Source organism: Marinomonas sp. HM11-D (genome assembly GCF_057626615.1).
This window is the reverse complement of the sequence record NZ_JBMMKT010000007.1, coordinates 1-22686: the sequence shown is the minus strand read 5'-3', so window position 1 is coordinate 22686 and position 22686 is coordinate 1. Positions and strand designations below refer to the sequence as shown.

The 22686-nt window shown below is 48.7% G+C and carries 19 protein-coding genes; 14 read left to right on the top strand and 5 right to left on the bottom strand.

Features of this window, described 5'->3' with window-relative positions; translation table 11 throughout:
* Positions 1-6: 6 nt before the first annotated feature.
* The 4 genes from ACOSVP_RS11210 to ACOSVP_RS11195 all read left to right on the top strand — a co-directional run bounded on the left by ACOSVP_RS11210 (position 7) and on the right by ACOSVP_RS11195 (position 4422).
* Positions 7-837: a carbohydrate ABC transporter permease gene (locus ACOSVP_RS11210; protein ID WP_487347595.1), complete on the top strand. Its 831-nt coding sequence runs from the start codon at positions 7-9 to the stop codon at positions 835-837.
* An 18-nt stretch (positions 838-855) separates the two neighbouring features.
* Positions 856-1959 (top strand): ABC transporter ATP-binding protein, encoded by a 1104-nt coding sequence (locus tag ACOSVP_RS11205; protein WP_487347594.1) that lies wholly within the window; start codon positions 856-858, stop codon positions 1957-1959.
* Positions 1952-3382, top strand: coding sequence for a mannitol dehydrogenase family protein (locus ACOSVP_RS11200; protein ID WP_487347593.1), 1431 nt, complete (start codon positions 1952-1954; stop codon positions 3380-3382). Before ACOSVP_RS11205 ends, ACOSVP_RS11200 begins: the two co-directional genes overlap by 8 nt.
* A 143-nt stretch (positions 3383-3525) precedes the next feature.
* On the top strand, positions 3526-4422 hold the full coding sequence (locus ACOSVP_RS11195; RefSeq protein ID WP_487347592.1) for a helix-turn-helix domain-containing protein: 897 nt from the start codon (positions 3526-3528) through the stop codon (positions 4420-4422).
* 81 nt (positions 4423-4503) lie between these two features.
* Here ACOSVP_RS11195 and xylB read toward each other — a convergent pair whose 3' ends face one another.
* Entirely contained in the window at positions 4504-6000 is a 1497-nt protein-coding gene (gene xylB, locus ACOSVP_RS11190; RefSeq protein WP_487347591.1) for a xylulokinase, read from the bottom strand.
* A 246-nt stretch (positions 6001-6246) separates the two neighbouring features.
* Between xylB and ygfZ the strand changes: the two genes are divergently transcribed.
* Positions 6247-7158, top strand: a complete 912-nt coding sequence (gene ygfZ / locus ACOSVP_RS11185) for a CAF17-like 4Fe-4S cluster assembly/insertion protein YgfZ (protein WP_487347590.1) — start codon at positions 6247-6249, stop codon at positions 7156-7158.
* 97 nt (positions 7159-7255) lie between these two features.
* Here ygfZ and ung read toward each other — a convergent pair whose 3' ends face one another.
* Positions 7256-7939, bottom strand: coding sequence for a uracil-DNA glycosylase (gene ung, locus ACOSVP_RS11180; RefSeq protein ID WP_487347589.1), 684 nt, complete (start codon positions 7937-7939; stop codon positions 7256-7258).
* Entirely contained in the window at positions 7936-8823 is an 888-nt protein-coding gene (locus ACOSVP_RS11175) for a phosphotransferase (RefSeq protein ID WP_487347588.1), read from the bottom strand. The genes ung and ACOSVP_RS11175 overlap by 4 nt, the downstream gene beginning before the upstream one ends.
* Before the next feature lie 89 nt (positions 8824-8912).
* Between ACOSVP_RS11175 and hexR the strand changes: the two genes are divergently transcribed.
* On the top strand, positions 8913-9776 hold the full coding sequence (gene hexR / locus ACOSVP_RS11170) for a transcriptional regulator HexR (RefSeq protein WP_487347587.1): 864 nt from the start codon (positions 8913-8915) through the stop codon (positions 9774-9776).
* Between the two features lie 332 nt (positions 9777-10108).
* Complete coding sequence (gene putP, locus ACOSVP_RS11165; RefSeq protein WP_487347586.1) at positions 10109-11605, top strand: sodium/proline symporter PutP; 1497 nt, start codon at positions 10109-10111, stop codon at positions 11603-11605.
* 185 nt (positions 11606-11790) lie between these two features.
* On the opposite strand, the gene edd is transcribed toward putP, so the two are convergent.
* A complete protein-coding gene (edd, locus tag ACOSVP_RS11160; RefSeq protein WP_487347585.1) occupies positions 11791-13605 on the bottom strand; it encodes a phosphogluconate dehydratase in 1815 nt (604 codons plus the stop codon).
* Positions 13606-13968: 363 nt separating this feature from the next.
* Between edd and gap the strand changes: the two genes are divergently transcribed.
* The 6 genes from gap (at position 13969) to ACOSVP_RS11130 (ending at position 19395) form a co-directional block, all read left to right on the top strand.
* Entirely contained in the window at positions 13969-14982 is a 1014-nt protein-coding gene (gene gap, locus ACOSVP_RS11155) for a type I glyceraldehyde-3-phosphate dehydrogenase (RefSeq protein ID WP_487347584.1), read from the top strand.
* 86 nt (positions 14983-15068) lie between these two features.
* Positions 15069-16514 (top strand): pyruvate kinase, encoded by a 1446-nt coding sequence (gene pyk, locus ACOSVP_RS11150; protein WP_487347583.1) that lies wholly within the window; start codon positions 15069-15071, stop codon positions 16512-16514.
* Positions 16514-16969, top strand: a complete 456-nt coding sequence (locus ACOSVP_RS11145) for a methylglyoxal synthase (RefSeq protein ID WP_487347582.1) — start codon at positions 16514-16516, stop codon at positions 16967-16969. Before pyk ends, ACOSVP_RS11145 begins: the two co-directional genes overlap by 1 nt.
* A 203-nt stretch (positions 16970-17172) precedes the next feature.
* A complete protein-coding gene (gene purE / locus ACOSVP_RS11140; protein ID WP_487347581.1) occupies positions 17173-17664 on the top strand; it encodes a 5-(carboxyamino)imidazole ribonucleotide mutase in 492 nt (163 codons plus the stop codon).
* 3 nt (positions 17665-17667) lie between these two features.
* On the top strand, positions 17668-18738 hold the full coding sequence (gene purK, locus ACOSVP_RS11135; protein ID WP_487347580.1) for a 5-(carboxyamino)imidazole ribonucleotide synthase: 1071 nt from the start codon (positions 17668-17670) through the stop codon (positions 18736-18738).
* Positions 18739-18921: 183 nt separating this feature from the next.
* Positions 18922-19395: an Lrp/AsnC family transcriptional regulator gene (locus tag ACOSVP_RS11130; protein ID WP_487347579.1), complete on the top strand. Its 474-nt coding sequence runs from the start codon at positions 18922-18924 to the stop codon at positions 19393-19395.
* On the opposite strand, the gene ACOSVP_RS11125 is transcribed toward ACOSVP_RS11130, so the two are convergent.
* On the bottom strand, positions 19392-20693 hold the full coding sequence (locus tag ACOSVP_RS11125) for an MFS transporter (protein ID WP_487347578.1): 1302 nt from the start codon (positions 20691-20693) through the stop codon (positions 19392-19394). The genes ACOSVP_RS11130 and ACOSVP_RS11125 overlap by 4 nt on opposite strands.
* A gap of 202 nt (positions 20694-20895) precedes the next feature.
* Between ACOSVP_RS11125 and ACOSVP_RS11120 the strand changes: the two genes are divergently transcribed.
* Complete coding sequence (locus ACOSVP_RS11120; protein WP_487347577.1) at positions 20896-22599, top strand: protein adenylyltransferase SelO; 1704 nt, start codon at positions 20896-20898, stop codon at positions 22597-22599.
* Positions 22600-22686: the final 87 nt, after the last annotated feature.

Here is a 22686-nt window from a genome sequence, read left to right as displayed (position 1 = left end):
ACGACCATGACTTTAACGCAACAACGAAAACTGAAAACTCTATTGGTCGGATTGGCCTCTTGGGCAGTGGCTTTACTACTGTTTTTCCCGATTTTTTGGATGTTTATTACCTCCTTTAAAACCGAGTTACAGGCGATTTCTGTACCGCCACAGCTATTCTTTGAACCAACATTCGAGAACTTCTCGATCGTTCAAGAGCGTAGTGATTATCTAAAACACGCTTGGAACTCGGTCTTCACTTCGTTTGGCGCCACCCTGCTGGCGTTGATCATTGCGATTCCAGCCGCCTACTCCATGGCCTTCTTCCCGGGTAAGAAAACCAAAGACATCTTGTTGTGGATGCTGTCCACCAAAATGCTGCCAGCCGTGGGCGTGTTAGTGCCGATCTACATTTTGTCCCGTGACTACGGCCTATTGGATTCCAAGTTAGGCTTGGTGATTATTTTCACCCTAATGAACCTGCCCATCATCGTTTGGATGCTGTTCTCTTACTTCAAGGATCTGCCTAAAGAAATCCTTGAAGCTGCGCGCATGGACGGTGCCACCCCTTGGGATGAAATGGTCAAAGTCGTGCTACCGCTTTCAGTAGGCGGTATCGCCTCAACCGGCCTTCTATCCATCGTGTTGTGCTGGAACGAAGCCTTCTGGTCATTGAACTTAACCGCGTCAGAGGCCGCCCCTTTGACCGCGATGATCGCCTCTTACTCAAGCCCTGAAGGTTTGTTCTGGGCCAAGTTATCGGCCGCTTCCACCCTTGCCTGTGCCCCAATCGTTATTTTTGGCTGGTTCTGTCAAAAACAACTGGTACAAGGTCTTACTTTCGGCGCAGTGAAATAGTTTATAGGAATAATAACAATGGCTTACCTAAACATTACCGATCTACAAAAACACTATGACAACTACCACGCGCTACGCGGTATTAACCTTGCGATTGAAGAAGGGGAGTTCATCGTCTTCGTTGGTCCATCGGGCTGTGGTAAATCGACCCTACTGCGCACTATCGCAGGTCTAGAATCCAGCACTGGCGGTACCATCGAACTAGATGGCCGCAACATCACGGAACTGTCCTCCTCAAAACGCGACCTAGCCATGGTGTTCCAGTCCTACGCCTTATATCCGCATATGACGGTGGCAGAAAACTTAAGCTTCGCCCTGCGTCTCGCGAAAGAAGACAAAAGCGTGATAGATGAAAAGGTAAAATCCGTTTCTGCTTCGTTGCAACTAGACAAGCTATTAGAACGTAAACCACGTGAACTCTCCGGCGGTCAGCGCCAACGCGTGGCCATTGGTCGTGCCATTGTGCGCCAACCCAAAGTCTTCCTGTTCGATGAACCGCTATCGAACCTAGACGCCGCCCTGCGTGTGCAGATGCGCTTGGAGCTGGCACGTCTACACAAGAAACTCGGCACCACCATGATCTACGTAACCCACGACCAAGTGGAAGCCATGACGCTTGCGGATCGTGTGGTGATTTTGAACGCCGGTCAAATCGAACAAGTGGGCACACCGCTTGAACTTTACCGCTCGCCAAACAGTCGCTTTGTGGCGGAGTTTATCGGCACACCGAAGATGAACCTCATTGAGCTGGACAACATGGTGCGTGAAAACGATACCCTGCACTTAAAACTACTCGGCGCCAACATCGATTTCCCAGTTGCGCGTACTCATGGTCAACTGCCAGACAAGGTGATTATGGGCATCCGTCCTGAGCACATGCATTTGGTGGAAACGGATGGCGACTTGGTCGGCAAAGTTGAGTTGATCGAACATTTAGGTTCAGAAGCTTACACGCACATTCGTTTAGCCAATGAGCAAACCATTATTGTTAAAGCCCCTGCGCGCACCACTATCAAAGATGGCGAACAAGTTCAAATTCAAGTGGACCGAAATGAAGTCATTCTTTTTAACGACAACAACCGTGTTTTTTCAGTGATTGCTGAGGATGCAAACCATGACTAATCGACTTCAAATGCCAACCAATTCAGAGCAAATGCAACGCCAAGATTACCAGCGCTCTGATATCTCTTCCGGTGTCATGCATTTAGGGGTGGGTGCCTTTCATCGCGCTCACCAAGCGGTATATTTTGATCGACTATTGGCCTTACCAGAAGGTAAACAATGGGGCATCACTGGTGTAAACATTCGCCCACAAGACAGCGGGCAGTTTGCCCGTTTCATGGAGCAAAAAGGTGAATACGTACTAAAAACCATGGACTCTGACGGTACCACGGTTTATGAGCACATTCGCTCCATCGTCCGTCAAATCGACGGGGCGCAAACCCCAGAGCTAGTCGATCAAACCATGGCCGGTGCTAGCATTCAGCTGGTGACCTCTACTGTTACCGAAGGCGGTTACTATCTAGACGAAGCACGCCAATTGATGACTGATCATCCGGCGATCAAGAGCGACCTAGCCGGTGGTCGAAATACATTGTACGCCTTTTTATATGCCGGTCTTAAACTCCGTAGCCAAACCTCCAACGCGAAAATCACATTACTGTGCTGCGACAACCTGCGCCACAATGGCGAAGTGCTGCAAGCAGGCTTAATGCAGTTTTTAGACGCCAAAGGTGATCAAGCTCTGAGCCAATGGGTCAGCGAAAATGTTGCGTTTCCATGTGCGATGGTCGACCGCATTACCCCAAAACCCAGCCCGATTCATGTGCAAGACGTGCAACAGCGCTTTGGCACCGATGATGAAATGACGGTCATGGGGGAAGACTTTATTCAGTGGGTAGTGGAAGACAACTTTGCGGGCAGCAAACCTGCGTTAGAGCGCGTCGGAGTACAGTTTGTCGATAAAGTAGACCCCTATGAAGAAGCTAAAATCCGCATTCTCAATGCCGGCCATACCAATGTGGTGTATCAAGCAGCATTAAAAGGCATGACCTACTTTGATGAAGCCATGCGCGATGGGGAATTGCGCCAATACTTCGAGGATTTCATTGCACAGGATTCGATTCCAGCCATTGGTGAATCGATTGTCGATCTAGAACACTATGCCAAGATTATCGAACGTCGCTTTAGCAATGCCAATATTGGCGATACCGTGGAACGTATCTGTACCGACGGTTACGCCAAGTTCCCGATTTTCGTTTATCCCTCTTTGATTGGCTGTTACCAACAAGGACGTACGCCGCAAAAAACCATTGAAGGCATCGCTGCTTGGTTTGTCTATTTTCACAAAGCCCAATCTGGAGCTGTCACAACGCCCTATCATGAGCCAAACTTAACAGCACTAGCGCCCTTCACTAACGATGCGCAAGGGATTAAGGCATTTGCCAACGACCGCTTCCTCTGGGGAGAAGTGCCGAGGGATTACCCTGAGTTTATCGACACACTGAGCCAAGCTATTATGGCCATGCAACATAAATATTCTTAATAGCACTGTGACTTATGAGACCCGCGGTCTAGTGAGTCAAGGTTAGTAAGGCAACTTGCCTTAGACAGATGCTACGCAGGACACCCCATTGACCTAATGTCGTCATGGGGTGATCGCGTAACAAGATTTAAATAGGTAATACTATGTCTACAATAACAACAAAAAGAGTCACGCCAGAATATGAACTGGTCGACGATGGCATCGAGACAATTCGCTATCTCGAGCATGGTTTTCCCAGTGAGTTGATCCGCTGGCATGCCCACGATGACTATGAATTACATTTTATTGTCGCTTCCCAAGGCAAGGTATTTGTCGGGGATTACATTGGCAACTACAAACCGGGGCAATTGATCCTGACTGGCCCGCGCTTACCTCATAACTGGATCTGCCAAGACGGCGATACCAGCGTTCCGTTGCGTGATATGGTGATCCGCTTTGATCACGAATCCTTTGAATACGGGGCCAAAATTTTCCCAGAACTGGCCGAAGTCTTACCCATGCTGCTGCGTGCCAAATCGGGGATTGAATTCTTCGATTTGGACTATGACTTCCTCAAAGAAACCTTCGCCACGGTTCGCGATTCTTCTGGCTTGCAGCGAGTGATCAACGCATTACCGTTGCTACACAAACTGTCCCAAAGCCGCAATTACCGTCTGCTGTCGACGGTGCAGATTGATTTGAAATCCAGTGAAACCCTACAGCGTAAAATCAATACCGTAGTGGATTACGTTTCCAATAACTACGCCAACGACATCACTTTAGCCGATGTGGCGAGCCTAATTGGCATGTCCGACAGCCACTTCTCACGCTTCTTTAAAAAGGCCACGGGCAACCGCTTCACGGAATTTGTCAACCGCATGCGCATCAGCCGAGCCTGTAATTTGCTGACCGAGACCGATCAGCAAATTGCCAATATTTGCTTTCAAGTGGGATTTAACAATGTGGCGAATTTTAACCGCCGTTTTCATGAGCTGAAGGGCGTCACGCCGAGAGATTTTCGCACCCAATACTACAAACGCATTGAGGGCCATAACGCTTAAGTCAAAGGATAAGTCTTCCTCCGAGGCGGTAGCCCCCTTGAGGAATCTTTGCCGCCACCTGCACTGCAGCTGGCGGTTTTTTTATGGCTGAGCTGTCAACGCCATAAGCGCCTCATTAAGACTTTGTGTCTGTTGATACAATCGCTGATAGAGTTGGTATTTAGCTTGATAATAGTCATGCATCAAAGGCGCTGGCTGATGTTCGGCAATGACCTTTGGCAGCGGACAATGCTGCTTGATTAAGAGTTCAATATCCTCGCCCTGCTGCTCACGTAAACCCAGCAACGCCAAACGCGCCGCCCCTAAGCCTGGGCCAACATCGCCCCCATCTCGATAACTTAACGGTTTATTGAGCACATTGGCGATCACCTGACGCCATAACGCACTGCGTGCGCCACCGCCAATCAAGGACAGTTGCTGCACTTCACTGCCCGCACTCGCCAAGGCGTTTTGACAATCCAACAGTGAAAAGGCAATGCCCTCCAGCACCGCCAGCGTCATTTCGGCACGACTGGTACTGTTGCGTAAGCCCACGAACTGAGCCGATGCCAAAGGGTCATTAATCGGCGTACGTTCACCGTTTAAGTAGGGCAGAAAAAGGACTGACGTTTGCCTGATCGGGCTCTGCTCAAGCTCCAGCAGTAGCTCTGCTACTGGCTGTGCGACCAGCTCAGCAAACCACGCCAGCGAGTTGGCCGCACTGAGAGTAACGCCCATCTGATGCCAGCGATTTGGCAAAGCATGGCAAAACGCATGTACGGTATTTTCCGGTTTCGCATGATGGGATTCTGATACCGTGAAATAAACGCCAGAGGTTCCCAATGAGACAAAGCCCTGTCCCGGCTCGGTGATGCCCATACCCACAGCTCCTGCGGCGTTGTCCCCCGCTCCAGCCACCACTGGCACTTGCGCAAGCCCAAGCTGCGCCGCGACCTGTGCCGTCACCAGACCAATCACCTGCTGGCCTTCGTGTACGCTGGGCATATTGGCGTGGCTCAGACCACCTAGAGCGAGCAAGCGCTCATCCCACTGGCGCGTTTCAGGATTAAGCCAAAGGGTGCCCGCCGCATCAGAGCAGTCCGAACTAAACTGCCCAGTTAAGCGATAGACCAAGTAATCTTTCGGCAATAACACTTTATCAATGGCTTGAAACACCCCTGGCTCATGCTCTTTTAGCCACAGGATTTTCGGTAACGTAAAGCCCGGCATGGCCAAGTTACCAGAGAGAGTCATGAATTCAGGATGAGCGGCCATCATGGCATCGCATTGAGCTTTACTGCGTCCGTCATTCCAAAGGATACAAGGCCGAAGCACTTGTCCAGCGCTATCCAGCACGGTAGCGCCATGCATCTGTCCTGAGAGCCCAATCGCTTGCACATCGCGCAAATTGATCTTATGGGATAACTGCTGGCACACCCGTCCAACGGCTTGCCACCAGTCTTCGGGCGCTTGTTCAGACCAGGTGGCTCGTGGTGAACTCACTTGCAAGGCATGACTGGCTTGCGCCACCACTTGACCCGCGCCATCAATGACCACGCCTTTTAATCCTGAGGTGCCTAAATCCAACCCTAAAAACATAGCTGTTACCTGCGTTAGATGATGACTGTGCATCGTTATTATTCTGTTTTAATTGAGTGTCAGCAGGTGCGCAGCGTTAGTCAATGCTTGAGAAGAAATCTGCATGTTGCGTATCAGTCCATCGCAAAAAGCATCCATTTGCGCCACTTTTAGAACAGAGCAAGGATTTGCCCGTCCCATACATTGATTTCGCTCAAGTGAGCCCCACATAATGAAGCATATTCATTTATCAATTTTGAGGTCATTATGCAGCTCCAGCAGCTTCTTAGTGAAACACTGCCCGCAACCAGTTACGGTCACAGCCAAGACCTAGGCGTCATTTCCATCCAAGGCCCTGACAGCGTCAAATTGCTGCAAGGTCAAACCACCGCCGATATGAAACTGGTCAGCGAACAAGCCAGTGTGTTTGGTGCCGTGTGCACGCCAAAAGGTCGCATCATTGCCAACTTTTACATTCTGCAAAATGCGGTAGACTCCTTTTTAATGGTGCTTAAACAAGATGTGCTCGACACGCTATTGGCGCACCTAAAAAAATACGCCGTATTTTTCAAAACAGAATTAAGCGATGTCAGTGCGCAATATCATGTCAGCTCGCTGTTCGCGCTAACCGATACCCTTGAGCCGCAAGATCATTATGAATTGGCCATTCCAACCACACATCAAGACGGTTGCAGCCAGCTGATTCTGAACAACACTTATTACCAAGAGACCCTCACCGTAGCGCAAGCGGCAGAAGAGCTACCCGCTGCAGAAGATCCCGCTGCGCACAAGGTGATGGCACTATTGGCTGCGCGTCCTCTGCTTGGCAAAGAGCATTTGGAAGAGATTCTGCCCCAGTGGATCAATATGCAGCGTAACGGCGGCATCAGCTTTACCAAGGGTTGTTACACTGGCCAAGAAATCGTGGCGCGCATGAAATACCGTGGTAAGTCGAAAAAACACATGGCGTTATGCGTTTGCGAAGGACCCATGAAAATCGGCACGGATGTGATGAGCGAAGACGGCAAGGCGATTGGTTCTGTGTTTGATACAGCACCACTGGCAAACTGCCATGTAGCGCAATTAATCCTAAACGTTGAGCAAAACGAGCTGGGGAGCGCGACCGTAGAAGGCTACGATATAAACCTGATTCCTCTGCCTTACGAACTCGGTAACTAACCCGAGTTTAGACAGCCCCCTGTTTAGAGAGGCTGGTAAAACAAAAAAGCGCGCTAGAGAGGAGATCCCTAGCGCGCTTTTTTTATCACCGTCCGATTTACTCGGCTGGCTGTAAATGTGTGCTCCAATCAATCGGTGCTTTACCGATGCTCTCCAAGTACTGATTGGCTTTGGAGAAATGGCCACAGCCCAAGAAACCACGATAAGCCGATAACGGAGATGGATGCACGCTTTCTAACACACAGTGTTTAGAACGGTCGATATGGCGCCCCTTCTTCTGCGCATAAGAGCCCCACAGCATAAATACTACGCCTTGGTGATGCTCATTGATCAATTGAATAATTTGATCAGTAAAGGTTTCCCAGCCTTTGTTCTGATGCGAACCGGCTTTTGCTGCTTCCACGGTCAACACACTGTTTAGCAGTAGCACCCCTTGACGCGCCCAGTTGACCAAGTAACCGTGATTCGCCATAGGGATTCCCAAATCGCTTTCCAGCTCTTTATAGATATTCACCAAGGACGGCGGTGTTTTGACACCTGGTTTTACCGAAAAAGACAAGCCGTGGGCTTGGTTCGGACCGTGGTAAGGGTCTTGACCCAGTATCACGACCTTGACGTTATCAAAGCGCGTTTCGTTTAAGGCGTTAAAGCAGTCATTGGAATGGGGAAAGATGACTTTGTGGGCGCTTTTTTCTTGTACCAGAAAGGCACGCAGCTGCTGCATGTAGTCTTTATTGAATTCGTCAGCAAGCAAAGCTTGCCAATCGGAAGCGAGGTTCATAATTTGTCAGCTTTAAAATAGGGATTAAACACAGGATCGTTTAGCAGCGCATGATACCACTGCAGACAATCTAAATCTTGTGTGCCACACAGCTGATGCCGTAGCAGCAACCAGACCAACTCACGCACCACATAGGCTTGGCGATACTGCTCGATCCATTGCAATTGCTCAGCACTCGGAGCAGAGCCTAAAACAATCTTGTAGGCCTGCTGCAATTGCTCAGCACTGAAATGATGAACATGGGCAACCAAAGCCAGATCAAATAAGGGGTCATTCATACCCGCCGACTCCCAATCGATTAGCCAGGCTTTCGCGCCATCTAAGAGGATATTCTTGGGATTCAAATCGTTATGACAGAGCACTAACTCGCTAGGTCTTGGTACCGACTCTAGGGCATTATAAAAATGACGCGCTTGGCTAGTGAGCGCCACTACCTCCGCGGTCATCTCAGTTTCCTGTAAGCGATCTAGCCAATCTTTCATCAACTGGTACACATCGTATTGCTTGGTCACTGGCGGCAGCTGATGTAACGCCGCCATGGCATTACAAAGTGGCAATAAGGTGGCCTCGGTATGCTGCACATCCCATGGTAAAGTCTGACCTGGTAAAAACGCCCAGACAATGGCCCGTTCATCCTGCCACAGGATATTGGCCGCCAGCTGACGTGTCGCAGCGAGACGACAGACCTCACGTTCGGTTGCCCGATCAATGCCAAATGCTGGGCCATTCGAATCGGAAATTCGCAGCACTAATTGGGGCTTTTGCTGCCAACTGATCTGATAGGTTTTATTGGAGAAACCTTCCTCTAGCGGACACACTTCAATCTCACCATGTTCCGGCAAGATGGAGTTCATTTGCTTCAAATACTCAGAAAGTGCACACATTTTCAATCACTTATTGCCAGAGGGGGAAACCGCTGTCAGAATGTCCTTGATACCCATTTGAGTCAATATTTTACTGTTGAAGCACATAAATGAATAAGCACGAAGACATTATTCGCAGAATCCAAGAAAAGCTCAGTACCCTAAGTAAATCTGAGCGTAAGGTTGCTGAAGCTATTTTAGCCGACCCGAAAACGACTATTCACTCTAGCATTGCGAAGCTTGCCGCGCGTGCCGAGGTCAGTGAGCCAACGGTTAACCGTTTTTGCCGTAGCCTAATTGGTAGCGGCTTCCCTGATTTCAAAGTGGCTCTTGCCCAAAGCCTTGCCAAAGGCACTCCCTACGTTAACTTAAACGTTGAGCCAGATGATGCGCCAGGCGCTATCACCAATAAAATCTTTGAAGCCGCCAAGAACAACCTAACCCGTGCCCAAGAGCTATTACCTGAGACACTGATCAGCCGTGTTGTGGATGTCTTGGCCCAAGCACGCCGCATTGAGTTCTACGGCCTAGGCGCCTCTGGCCCAGTGGCGAAAGACGCGCACCATAAGTTTTTCCGTTTGAATATGCCGGTGGTGGCTTACACGGATATTCTGGTTCAGCGCATGGCAGCCGCAGGCACACACCCAGGCGATGCGGTGGTGGTGATTTCTTTATCAGGTCGTACCTTGCCATTGATCGAGACCGCACGGGTCGCGCGTGAAGCGGGTGCGACTGTGGTCGGTATTACCAACCCAGGTTCTCCTTTGACTGAACACTGCTCAATCGTGTTGCCTATTGAAGAAACCGAAGATACCGATATCTACACGCCGATGAGTTCTCGTATCGTCTATCTAACATTGATCGATGCCTTGGCAACGGGCGTACTGTTAAAACGTGGCCCTGAGTTCAATGAGCATCTGCGTAAGTTGAAACTGAGCGTGCAAGACACACGTCTGCCTAAGCTAGACAACTGATTCCGCTTAGCCTCTAAGTCCACGGACTTGGAGGCTAACGCTTTCCCAGATCGCATCATCCTAACTATCTTCCAGCACATCCTGCTCTGTTCCCAGAGTATCTCGACAAATTGTCGGAGAATTCTGAAAGACGCCCTTCCTACTGGTACATAGAATCACCAATCAGGTTTAAATTATGAGCAGAGTCACCACTTTTCTCTAAGCTTAAGCCCATGCTCATAACAATAAAGACGATGACTTTTTGAGGCTAGCTTGCACAGTTTTTACCACAACTAAGACGAATTGCTCGGTAACATCTGCGCCTCAAAACTATGATAATAAGAGGACTTACGATGATTGATAATAGCTTAGCAATAAGCTTTACCTTTCTAGCCTACCTAGCGGTGATGCTGGGCATTGGCTTATACGCTTATAAGCGCACTTCCAATTCGGAAGACTACTTTCTAGGTGGACGCTCATTAGGCCCTTGGCCAACGGCACTCTCTGCTGGCGCCTCTGATATGAGTGGCTGGTTGCTGCTTGGCTTACCTGGCTATGCCTTTGCGGCAGGCATGGAGTCCCTTTGGCTAGCGGGCGGCTTGCTGGCGGGAACTTGGCTGAACTGGCTAATCTGTGCCAAACGTCTACGCACTTACAGTATTCAAGCGAATAACTCGCTGACACTGCCGGAATACTTATCAACTCGTTTCCAAGATAACTCGAAGCTGATTCAGACGATTTCGGCGTTCTTTATTCTATTGTTCTTCTTGTTCTACACCAGCTCAGGCCTAGTGGCCGGCGGTAAACTGTTTGAGACGGTATTTGGACTCGATTACCGCTGGGCGGTGGTCATCGGCACTGTATGTGTAGTGTCTTACACCCTATTCGGTGGTTTCCTAGCAGTATCTTGGACCGACCTTGTTCAAGGCCTACTGATGTGTGCAGCCTTGGTGATCGTACCACTTGCGATTATGGAAGGTGATTGGTCACAACTACCAGATACTCTAGCCGCTAAAAACCCTGAACTGTTGACGATGTGGAACGATATTAACGGCGAGCCATTGAGCATCATCGGTATTATTTCCCTCGCCGCATGGGGGCTTGGTTACTTTGGTCAACCACATATCTTGGCTCGTTTTAAAGCATCACGTTCTAATAAAGATTTGATCACCGCACGTCGCATCGCAGTGGGTTGGACTGGCTTGTCTATGCTTGGTGCCTTGCTAATCGGTTTGGTGGGTATCATCTATGTGGACAACCATATGGCCGGCTCGTTAGAAGACGGTGAGAAGATCTTTATGATCTTGGTGAACGCGGTATTTAATCCTGTGGTCGCCGGCATTCTATTGGCCGCTATCCTCGCAGCGATTATGAGCACGGCGGATTCTCAGCTATTGGTGTCTTCTTCAGCCCTAGCAGAAGATTTCTACAAAGCTTGGATCAACCCTAATGCCTCACAATCACAGATCGTCAATGTCGGCCGTTTAGGCGTGGTTGCTCTGTCTGTGATCGCTTTGCTGCTGGCGTTTAACCCAGAAAGTTCGGTACTTGGCCTCGTTTCTTACGCCTGGGCAGGTTTTGGTGCGGCGTTTGGTCCAGCCATTATCTTGAGCCTATTCTGGCGCAATATGAACCGCAATGGCGCTCTAGCAGGTATCTTAGTGGGCGGTATTACCATTGTGGTGTGGAAACAAATCTCCGGCGGTATCTTCGATATTTACGAAATCGTACCGGGCTTTATCCTATCGACATTGGCCATAGTCGTGGTCAGTCTAATGACCGGTAAACCCCATTCAGACGTACTAAATACGTTTGATGAGTACGAGAAAAAGCTGGATACCCTAGGCTAATCTCACTCTCAATTTTAAATAGCCGAGCACTCACACTGCTCGGCTTTTTTATGCCTCATTTTCAATTCTATCCTAACCTTCCCCTTAATAAGGGAAGGGATTTGAAATCCTACAAGGCAAAAAAAAGCCTCCCGAGGGAGGCTTAAACACTATTACTAACAAACGTTAGTAGTCAGAGAAATTCTTTACTCATGGAACAGGCTGCACGCACCCTGCTCTGCGCCATTGACCAACATACGGTAGCTGGCGAACAACTCGCGGCCCATACCTTGATGGGAACGACGCAGGTCGCACTGCGCTTGTTCACGTTGGGCCAGTTCTGCTTCGTCCACCAACACAGACAGCGTACCCGCCACCGCATCAAGGCGCACCAAGTCACCGTCTTGAATCTTACCAATCACACCACCCGCTAAAGCTTCTGGCGTCAGGTGAATCGCTGCTGGCACTTTGCCGGACGCACCAGACATACGACCGTCAGTGACCAGCGCTACCTTGTAGCCTTGATCCTGAAGGTTGCCTAGGTAAGGCGTCAGCTTATGCAGCTCCGGCATACCAATCGCTTTTGGGCCTTGGTAACGAACCACTGCGACACAGTCACGCTTTAGCTCGCCACTACGGATGGCTTCCACCAGATCGTTCTGGTCATGGAACACCACGGCTGGCGCTTCAATGATGCGGTTCTCTTCTTTTACCGCAGACACCTTAATCACCGCGCGGCCGATATTGCCTTGCAGCAAGGCCAAACCGCCTTCTTTACTGAATGGATTCTCGATCGGACGCACCACATCTTCATCCAGACTTGTTTCGATACCATCACGCCACACTAGTTGATCGCCATCCATAAATGGCTCCTTGGTGTAGTGTGTCAAACCTCGACCCACGATGGTGTTCACATCTTCGTGTAGCAAACCGCCTTTCAATAGCTGCTTGGTTAGGAACGCCATACCACCCGCTGCTTGGAAATGGTTAATGTCCGCTTGGCCATTCGGGTAAATACGCGTTAACAAAGGTACTACTTTTGATAGCTCTGCAAAGTCTTGCCAGTTAACAATGATGCCCGCCGCTCGTGCAAACGCCACGATGTGCATGGTGTGGTTCGTGGAACCACCGGTCGCCAACAAGCCGACAATTGCGTTCACAATCGAACGCTCATCAATGACTTTATAGATCGGACGGTAATCGTTACCCAGTGCTGTTGTCTTGGTCGCTAGCTGCGCCACATAACGGGTCAACGCCTCGCGCATTGGGTTATCAGGGTTTACAAATGAAGAGCCTGGAAGTTGTAGGCCCATCATCTCTACCAATAATTGGTTCGAGTTCGCGGTGCCGTAGAAGGTACAAGTACCGGCACTGTGATAAGACGCCGATTCCGCTTCTAATAGCTCATCACGAGTCGCTTCACCCTTAGCAAATTTTTGACGCACCGCCGCTTTCTGTGCATTGGTAATGCCTGAAGGCATTGGCCCTGCAGGCACGAAGAAACAAGGCAAATGACCAAAGCGCAATGCAGCGATCAACAGTCCTGGGACGATCTTGTCACAGATACCTAAGAATAGAGCCGCATCAAACATATTATGAGACAGAGCAATCGCTGTACCTTGAGCAATGTTGTCACGACTAAACAGCGACAATTCCATGCCTTCTAGTCCCTGCGTCACCCCATCACACATAGCTGGAACACCACCTGCGAATTGTGTTACAGAGCCCATTTCAGCCACGGCTTGACGGATAATGTCAGGGTAATGCTCGTACGGCTTGTGCGCCGAAAGCATATCGTTGTAAGAAGAGACAATCCCGATATTGGCCTCATCCATCAGTTTTAGCTTTTGCTTTTCCTGAGGCTGGCAGGCCGCAAAACCGTGCGCCAAGTTACCGCACGACAATGCCCCACGGTGTGGACCCTTTAACTCAGCCTGCTGCATATCCGCTAAATATTGAGAACGTAGTGCTTTGCTACGTTCAATAATGGCTTGGGTTACTTTTTCCACAATAGGGTTCATCTTTGCTCTCCATCAAGATTTCATCACACTGATCAATGAAACAGATTTATGTAATTTTACTACATTTTAATAATTTAACCGCAACAAACAAGTGCAAAACAGACAAAAAAGACCATTTATGTAATTTTTTTACTAAAAAACACTACCAAGCGGCTTTTTTTTCGTTAGAATAGGGCCATATAACAGGCTAAATGATGGAAGATTACGAAGTCATGACTATTTTTTGAACAAAATTAGTAAGTTATGCTCTTCCTTCCGGAGAATTTTTTTATTTTTGTAGTGTTTTTACAATAACATTGAAATGAAACTGTCCTACACTTACCCCATAGGACAGACTGTATCTTCAAACATTAGGAGTGAGATATGACGATTAAGGTAGCTATCAACGGTTATGGACGTATCGGACGCAACGTACTTCGAGCGCTTTATGAGTCCGGCAAGCGCAACCAAATCCAAGTCGTTGCCATCAACGATCTTGGTGATTCCAAAATCAATGCTCACTTAACTAAATATGACACAGTTCACGGACGTTTCAATGCCGATGTGAATTTCGATGCTGAAGCACTGTACATTAACGAAGATAAAATCCTGACATTCTCTGAACGCGATCCAGCAAAACTACCATGGGAAGCACTGGGTGTTGACGTGGTGTACGAATGCACTGGTTTCTTCACCACCAAAGAAACAGCGGGCGCTCACATTACTGCAGGCGCGAAGAAAGTCATTATTTCTGCGCCAGGCAAAGAAGTCGATGCAACGGTTGTATACGGTGTTAACCAACAAGTATTAACGTCTGACATGACGGTGATTTCTAACGCTTCTTGTACAACTAACTGTCTAGCGCCGATTGCTAAGCCTCTGAACGAGAAGCTAGGTATCGAAAGCGGTTTGATGACCACTATCCATGCCTACACGAACGATCAGCGTTTATCAGATGTTTACCATGAAGATCTATACCGAGCTCGTGCCGCGGCGATGAACATGATCCCAACTAAGACCGGTGCTGCTGCGGCAGTAGGTCTAGTGGTACCAGAACTTGCGGGCAAATTTGACGGTATGGCCGTTCGCGTACCAACCATTAACGTTTCTTTGGTGGATCTAACCTTCTTAGCGCCACGCGAAACAACCGCGGAAGAAGTAAACAAGATTATTGAAGATGCCGTGGCTGCAGACCCAGTATTGGCCGAAGTTCTGTGCGTCAACTATGAACCACTGGTTTCTACTGACTTTAACCACAGCACCTACACTTCGAACTTTGATGCGACACAAACTCGTGTTCAAGGCAAATTAGTTAAGGTTATGGCGTGGTACGACAACGAGTGGGGCTTCTCAAATCGAATGCTAGATAATACACTTGCACTCATGAGCGCAAAATAATACTTCTAATAACAAAGGCTGCTGATGCAGCCTTTGTCGTCTCTATATTCTAACTCCACGCTTTAAAAAATTTTTTTGGAATTAATATGACTCGCAGAACCAAAATCGTTGCCACGCTAGGCCCAGCTTCCAGCTCTCCAGAGATGATCGAAAAACTAATCTTGGCCGGGGCAAACGTCTTCCGTTTAAACTTTTCTCACGGACAACCTGAAGATCATATTAATCGTGCCAATGTGGTGCGTGAAATGGCAGCGAAAAACAAGCGCCACGTAGCCATTCTTGGCGACCTACAAGGTCCAAAAATTCGTATCGCACGTTTTAAAGACACGAAAGTTACATTGAAAGATGGCGCGCACTTTATCCTTGATGTGGGCTTTGATAAAAACGCAGGCGATGAAACTCGCGTTGGTATCGATTACCCACAGCTAGCTGAAGACTCTTCTCCAGGCAACATCCTGCTATTGGACGACGGTCGTGTGGTACTTGAAGTATTAGAAGTTAAAGGCTTAGAAGTTCACACTAAAGTTATCGTGGGTGGCCCGCTTTCAAACAACAAGGGCATCAACCGTCAAGGCGGTGGTTTGTCAGCCGCTGCATTGACTGAAAAAGACAAAGAAGACATCAAAACTGCTGCGGCCTTAAAAGCTGACTACCTTGCTGTCTCGTTCCCACGTAGCGCTGCAGATCTTGAAGAAGCCCGTGAACTAGCTAAAGCAGCAGGCCTTGAAACCGGCATCGTTGCTAAAGTAGAACGTGCTGAAGCGGTAGCGGACAACGAAACATTGGATGCCATCATCCTAGCCTCTGACGCTGTCATGGTGGCTCGTGGTGACCTAGGCGTTGAAATCGGTGACGCAGAATTGATCGGTGTTCAAAAACACATGATCAAACGTTGCCGTCAGCTTAACCGCCCTGTTATCACAGCAACGCAGATGATGGAAACCATGATCACTCAAGCGATGCCAACTCGTGCCGAAGTGTTCGACGTTGCTAACGCTGTGCTAGATGGTACTGACGCAGTGATGCTTTCTGCTGAGACAGCAGCGGGTGCTTACCCAGAAGAAGTAGTGAAGAAGATGGACAGTGTCTGTCTTGGTGCAGAGAAGCACCCTTCTGTAATGCGTTCTAAGCACCGTCTAGATGTGACTTTCACATCCGTGTCTGAAACTATCGCCATGGCAGCTATGTACGCGGCCAACCACCTTGAAGGTGTGAAAGCGATCATCAGTTTGACCGCTTCGGGTACCACACCATTGTTGCTATCACGTATTTCTTCTGGTCTGCCAATCTATGCATTGTCGCCAAACCAAGCAACACTAAACAAAACAGCCCTGTACCGTGGTGTAACGGCTGTAGCCTTCTCATCTCAAGAATACAATGTGGACACCATTATTTCTGGTTTAGTGAACAAGGTGAAATCTCTTGGCCTAGTTGAAGATGGCGATCTTGTGATCGTGACCAAAGGTGATCACTTGGTATCACACGGCACAACCAACATGATCAAAGTGGTTGAAGTCGGCGCGGTTGCTTAATGGATAAGAAAACCGTCACCACGGCAGCGCGTAAACGCGTTGCTTTGGTTGCCCACGACAACATGAAGCCTGAGCTAACCACTTGGGCAGTCCAGCATAAAAACAAGCTGGTTAAACATGAGTTGATGGCAACCGGTACCACGGGCAACTTGCTGCAAAAGCAACTGGGCGTACCGGTCAATGCTCTGATCAGTGGTCCCTTGGGTGGCGATCAACAGCTTGGTGGAATGATTGCCGAAGGTAAGATCGACATTTTGATCTTCTTTTGGGACCCATTTGAGCCAATGCCTCATGACCCGGATATCAAAGCTCTTCTGCGAGTGGCAGCGGTTTGGAATATTCCGATTGCCTGTAGCGTCTCCTCGGCGAACTTCTTAATCAGCTCGCCGTTGTTTGATGAGCCATTTGAGAAGCAAATCCCAGATTATGAAAGTTACCTAAAGGCGAGACTCTAACTCGCCTTTTTTATATTTATAAATTCCCTCCCCAAAGCCATAAAAAAGTCGTTTCTAAGCACTCCCTAACTCGCGGTTTCGGCGAAAATCGGCTATATTATCGCCCCTATTTACTGGAGTTGAGCACAGCTCCTCCTATGACTTGAACATTAACTCCGACACTTCCCCTCATACCCGTTGGAGAACAGCGCAGGAGAACGATTTTGCAAGCGAAAGTAGCCCTTATTATGGGATCGAAAAGTGACTGGGCCACCATGGAAGCTGCGGCTGAAATCATGGACAAACTAGGCGTTGCTTACCATGTAGAAGTGGTATCAGCACACCGTACACCTGTTAAGCTGGCTGAGTTTTCTGAAGCTGCGGTTGAACGTGGTTTTAAAGTGATCATCGGCGGTGCCGGCGGTGCAGCACACCTGCCAGGCATGGTGGCAGCGCACACTCGTCTACCAGTGCTAGGTGTTCCAGTTCAAAGTAAAGCTCTAAACGGTATGGACAGCTTGTTGTCTATTGCACAAATGCCAAAAGGCGTTGCCGTAGGTACGCTTGCGATCGGTACTGCGGGTGCCTTCAACGCGGGTCTACTTGCTTGTCAAATCCTAGCAAATGAAGATGCTGCGCTAGCGGAACGTATCGAAGCCTTCCGCAGCGAACAAACTGAAACTGTTCTATCTAATCCAGATCCACGCGAGGCTTAATTCATGTCATCTATTTGGGTACTCGGCGCAGGTCAACTTGGCGCTATGCTTAAACAAGCGGCTAATCCACTGGGCCTAGACGTTAAACCAGTTGATATCGAAACCGATGAAACCCTGCCACTGCAGGCAGATGACATCGTTACTGCAGAACGTGAAGACTGGCCTGAAACCGCTGCAACTAAACAGCTGGCAGCACACCCTAACTTCGTGAACCTAGAAACATTTCCACAGCTTGCTGACCGCCTAACGCAGAAGCAATGGATCGATAAGTTAGATCTAGCGACGGCTCCTTGGTTCCCAGTAGAAGACGATTCAAGCGCTGAAAAAGCATACGCTACATTGGGTGATCGCGTGCTAATGAAACGCCGCCGTGGTGGTTACGACGGCCGTGGTCAGTACTGGTTGAAGCAAGCTGAAGGCACGGAAATTCCTGATGAATGGAAAGGCCAAGCGATCGCAGAACAAGCGATCAACTTCGACGAAGAAGTGTCTGTTGTCGGTGTACGTGGTAAGAACGGTGAGAAATACTTCTACCCACTGACTCTAAACCTTCACATCAACGGTATTCTATACGCGTCTATTTCTCCACTACAACGCCTTGAGCACCTACAAGAGCAAGCCGAAGGCATGCTAGGTAAATTAATGGATGCCTTGGATTACGTGGGCGTAATGGCGATGGAATGTTTCCGTTGCGGCGATAAGCTACTGATCAACGAATTGGCGCCACGCGTGCATAACAGCGGTCACTGGACCCAAGCCGGTGCCAGCGTTAACCAATTTGAAAACCATATCCGTGCCGTTGCCGGTTTGCCTTTAGCGCCAGCTGAAGTGAAAAACCAAAGCATGATGGTGAACTTGATTGGCGTTGACGTAGATTACAACTGGCTATCAATCAAAGGCCTTGAGCTTTACTGGTACCGCAAAGAAGTGCGTCCAGGTCGTAAGGTAGGCCACCTAAATGCCTGTTCTGGCGATCTAGACCAGCTACAGTCGATTCTTAAATCACTGAGCACCATGCCTGAGCCATACGATGAAGCGCTGGCTTGGCTAGCGAAGAATCTTCCTTCCGCTTAATTGCGAAAAAGGCTGCCAAAGGCAGCCTTTTTTATGTCTAAGCGCAAATTTATGCGTACTTCTCGCCAAACCAGCCCTATCTACGCTTGTTTATTCAAAATATTACCCTAGGATATATTTAAGACTCAGCCGCACTCTCCAACTATAAAATATAAGCTGAGCGACAATTCTCAGGAACCTTGAATGAACCAATTAGAACTTGATGCTTTCGACTGGAAGCTGTTAAAGGCGCTACAAAGCAACGCTCGCCTGTCCAATGTGGCCCTGTCCGAGCAGGTCAACCTATCTCCTTCCCAGTGTTCGAGACGCTTACAGCGGCTGGAACAAAGTAGCCTTATTGAATCCTACAACACACAACTAAACATCTCAGAACTCGGTTACCAAGTGACAGCCTTTGTTTCTGTCACCTTAGACAAAGGTAACAGCCTAGCCCGTAAAAACTTCCAAGAACGGATTGAGGGCATGGACACAGTTCTAGAGTGCTACGCGGTTACCGGCCCTTGCGATTACTGGCTAAGAGTCATTTCTCAGGATTTAAACTCGCTGTCAGACTTTTTAAATGACGAGTTATGCAGCATGGAGGGCGTGCGTGATATTAGCTCCACCCTAGTACTGAATAACATCAAACGCAGTAGCAACGTCCCCTTACCTAATTAATGTTTGGAGACATCCGGTAGGCGGATCGCCATCATAACGCCAACTAAAGTAATGATGGCATAAACACCAATAAGCGCTTCCAGTGACACCACTTCACTCAGTAGACCTAGCAAGCTAAACAGCAATAACATGATACCAATTGCTGTATTGCCAACGGCTACGTAGCTGGTGCGTTTATTGCCTTCTGCCATATCGACCAAATAGGTTTTACGCCCGACTCGAATTCCTTGATGGAAAACCGTCAAAGCAAAATAAAACATAGGCAGTAGCCAAATAGAGCCAAGCAAATCAGGCAACTCTAGCGCAACCACAAACAGAAGAAGCCCCGTTAGAGCCCCTAAGCTTGAAGCCATAATCAGTACTTTACGGCTAGAGACATCCGAAAAACGCCCCCAGAAAGGCCCTGATAGCAATCCAGCTAAGCCACTGATGCCCATGAAAATGGCCAATACCCAAATCGAGCTACCCATGTGCTGTTCCGCTAATAACACATAATAGGGAGCGCTTAACGCAGTTCCTAAGAAACAAGCGCGAGTAATAACAAAGTGACGGAATTCCCTATCGGTGTATAACAGGGACAACTGTGACAACGCAGAGAGGAGACTAAACTCGCTTTGCTCTTTTTCACTTAGAGGCTCATCAACTCGAGCAAAGATCACTGCTGAAAGTAGCCACAGCACCGCCCCCGCCACTAGCCCCCAGATAAAGTAACTCGATGTTTGCCAATCGTAGACATAACTCAATGCCATCATTACCGCTAAGCCAATGGTGACCAGACCTGCAGCACTTGCCGACAGCCCCGTCACTTGCCCCCGCTGTGATTTGGGAATGGTTTTGCCTAACACATCCTTGGTTGCCACTGAGTTAAGGCCACGTGCACAGCTAAACAGCACCAGTAGCGTAATGATCGCCAAACCTGCAACATAGCCTTCTAAGAAGTTAGCCACCAATGCCATCAGCAATAGAGATAGGGCTTGAATGACACTGCCAGCCACCCAAATCCATTTTCGGATTGCTAGGCGTCGCATGGCACTGGCAATCAACAATTGTGGCAACAGTGATCCCGCTTCACGAATCGGCACCAGCCAACCCACCAAAAATGTTGGTGCCCCGACGCTTTGTAACAACCACGGCAAGGTCACTTTTGGGTTGACGATGGCATCACCCGTATTGATTAGAAACTGAGCACTAATTAAGCGCAGAAAGTTTTTTGCGAGCGAATGCTTGTCACCCACTTCTTTGTCATCAGACTTCACCATCGACTTGTACAGACTCATTACCCGCGATTGACTACCCATTCAGCAAAATCCTTGTTTTTACATCTCAATACTCTACGCACCATTCTAATAAATCAGCTCAATGAATTGCGCAGCTAATCTTAAAGTAATGAGGTTCAAGACTAAAAATGCCCACAGGTCTATCTATCATGGGGCGGTATAAATACAATTTATTAAAAGTAAGACGAATCCACCTAGCATTATTTAAGCGAGAAGATGCACTATGGCCAGCAACGACACCAGTGACCTCAATTCTAAGATATCGACCATTGAAGAGTTCGCCAAGTTAGCCAACTACTCCTTAATGGATTCACTCAACCCTGATCCCGATGCCAACCAAGATGGCAACGAGCATCAGCCAAGACAAGTCTATTCTGGCCACTATGTACCAGTCACACCGACTCCTTTGCCAAACGCCGAGTACATTGCCCATAGCGGAGCCTTGTTTGAAGAGCTGGGCTTGGACGATACACTGGCACACACACAAGACTTTAAAAGAGTGTTTTCTGGGGATCTTTCAAACGTACCCGCGCCTATGTCTAAACTTGGCTGGGCAACTGGTTACGCGCTTTCTATTTACGGTACAGAGTACACACAGCAATGTCCTTTCCGCACCGGCAATGGTTATGGTGATGGCCGTGCCATGTCGATCTTCGAAGGCGTCTTCAAAGGCAAGCGCTGGGAAATGCAGCTCAAAGGTGGCGGACGTACCCCCTACTGCCGTGGTGGCGATGGCCGTGCCGTACTGCGTTCAAGCGTGCGTGAGTTTTTGGCGCAAGAAGCCATGCATGCCCTTGGCATTCCTACCTCTCGCTCCTTGAGTTTATTCGTTTCTACATCCGAGCAAGTCAATCGCCCTTGGTATCACGAAGGCTCTCAGTCTACTGATCCAGAAATCATGGTGTCTAATCCCGTTGCTATCTCCACTCGAGTCGCACCATCATTCTTACGTGTGGGTCAGTTAGAGCTGTTTGCCCGTCGTGCGCGCAGTAATGCTCACCCCTACGCACTCAAAGAGCTCGAAATGATTGTGCTGCACTTGATTGATAGAGAGTACCCAAAGGAAATCGATCCAGCGCTCGCCTTTTCCGACAAGCTTCTCAAACTGGCTCAATTGTTCCGTGAGCGCCTAAGCACCTTAGTAGCTGACTGGATCCGAGTCGGTTATTGCCAAGGTAACTTTAATGGCGACAACTGCCCTGCAAGCGGCTACACCCTAGACTACGGCCCGTTTGGCTTCTGTGAAATGTTTGATCCGGCTTTCCAACCTTGGACCGGCGGTGGTCGTCATTTCTCCTTCTTTAACCAGCCCTTAGCGGCACAGCAAAACTTCAACATGTTCTGCAAATCGCTTGAGCCATTACTGCAAGAAGAGCCAGACGCACACAAAGCACTGCTGCAAATCCGTGATGAGTTTATCCAGGTGATGCAGCAGAAAATCGAAACCATGTGGGCTAACAAACTAGGGATGGAGTCCTATGACTCAGAGCTTGTGCAACAGCTGTTAAACTTGATGCTCAGTTCCCGCACCGACTTTAATATGTTCTTCCGAGAGCTGTCTCATATACCGAAAGACATTTCAGCCCTGACCTGTGCTTTTTATACAGAACCAACTGAAGAACAATTAGACCAATGGCAGCAATGGCTTGACCTGTGGCGCACCGCTATCAATGCGGACGAACGGCAAGCCAGCGTTAGCCAAGCGATGAAACAAGTAAACCCCAAATACACTTGGCGTGAATGGCTAGTCGTTCCTGCTTATCAACAAGCAGAACAAGGCAACTACGGTCTGATTAAAGAACTACAAGAAGTGCTTAATAATCCTTATCAGGAGCAGTCCAAAGAGATAGAGGATAAGTACTACCGTCTACGTCCAGAAGCGTTCTACCGCATGGGCGGTGTTAGCCATTACAGCTGTTCTTCGTAAAGATTAAGAAGTACCCCCTCCCCTTGCTAAGGGGAGGGGGAGGGGGGCTCTGATCTGCTGAGACCTTATTACTTTCAGGGGTCAGAT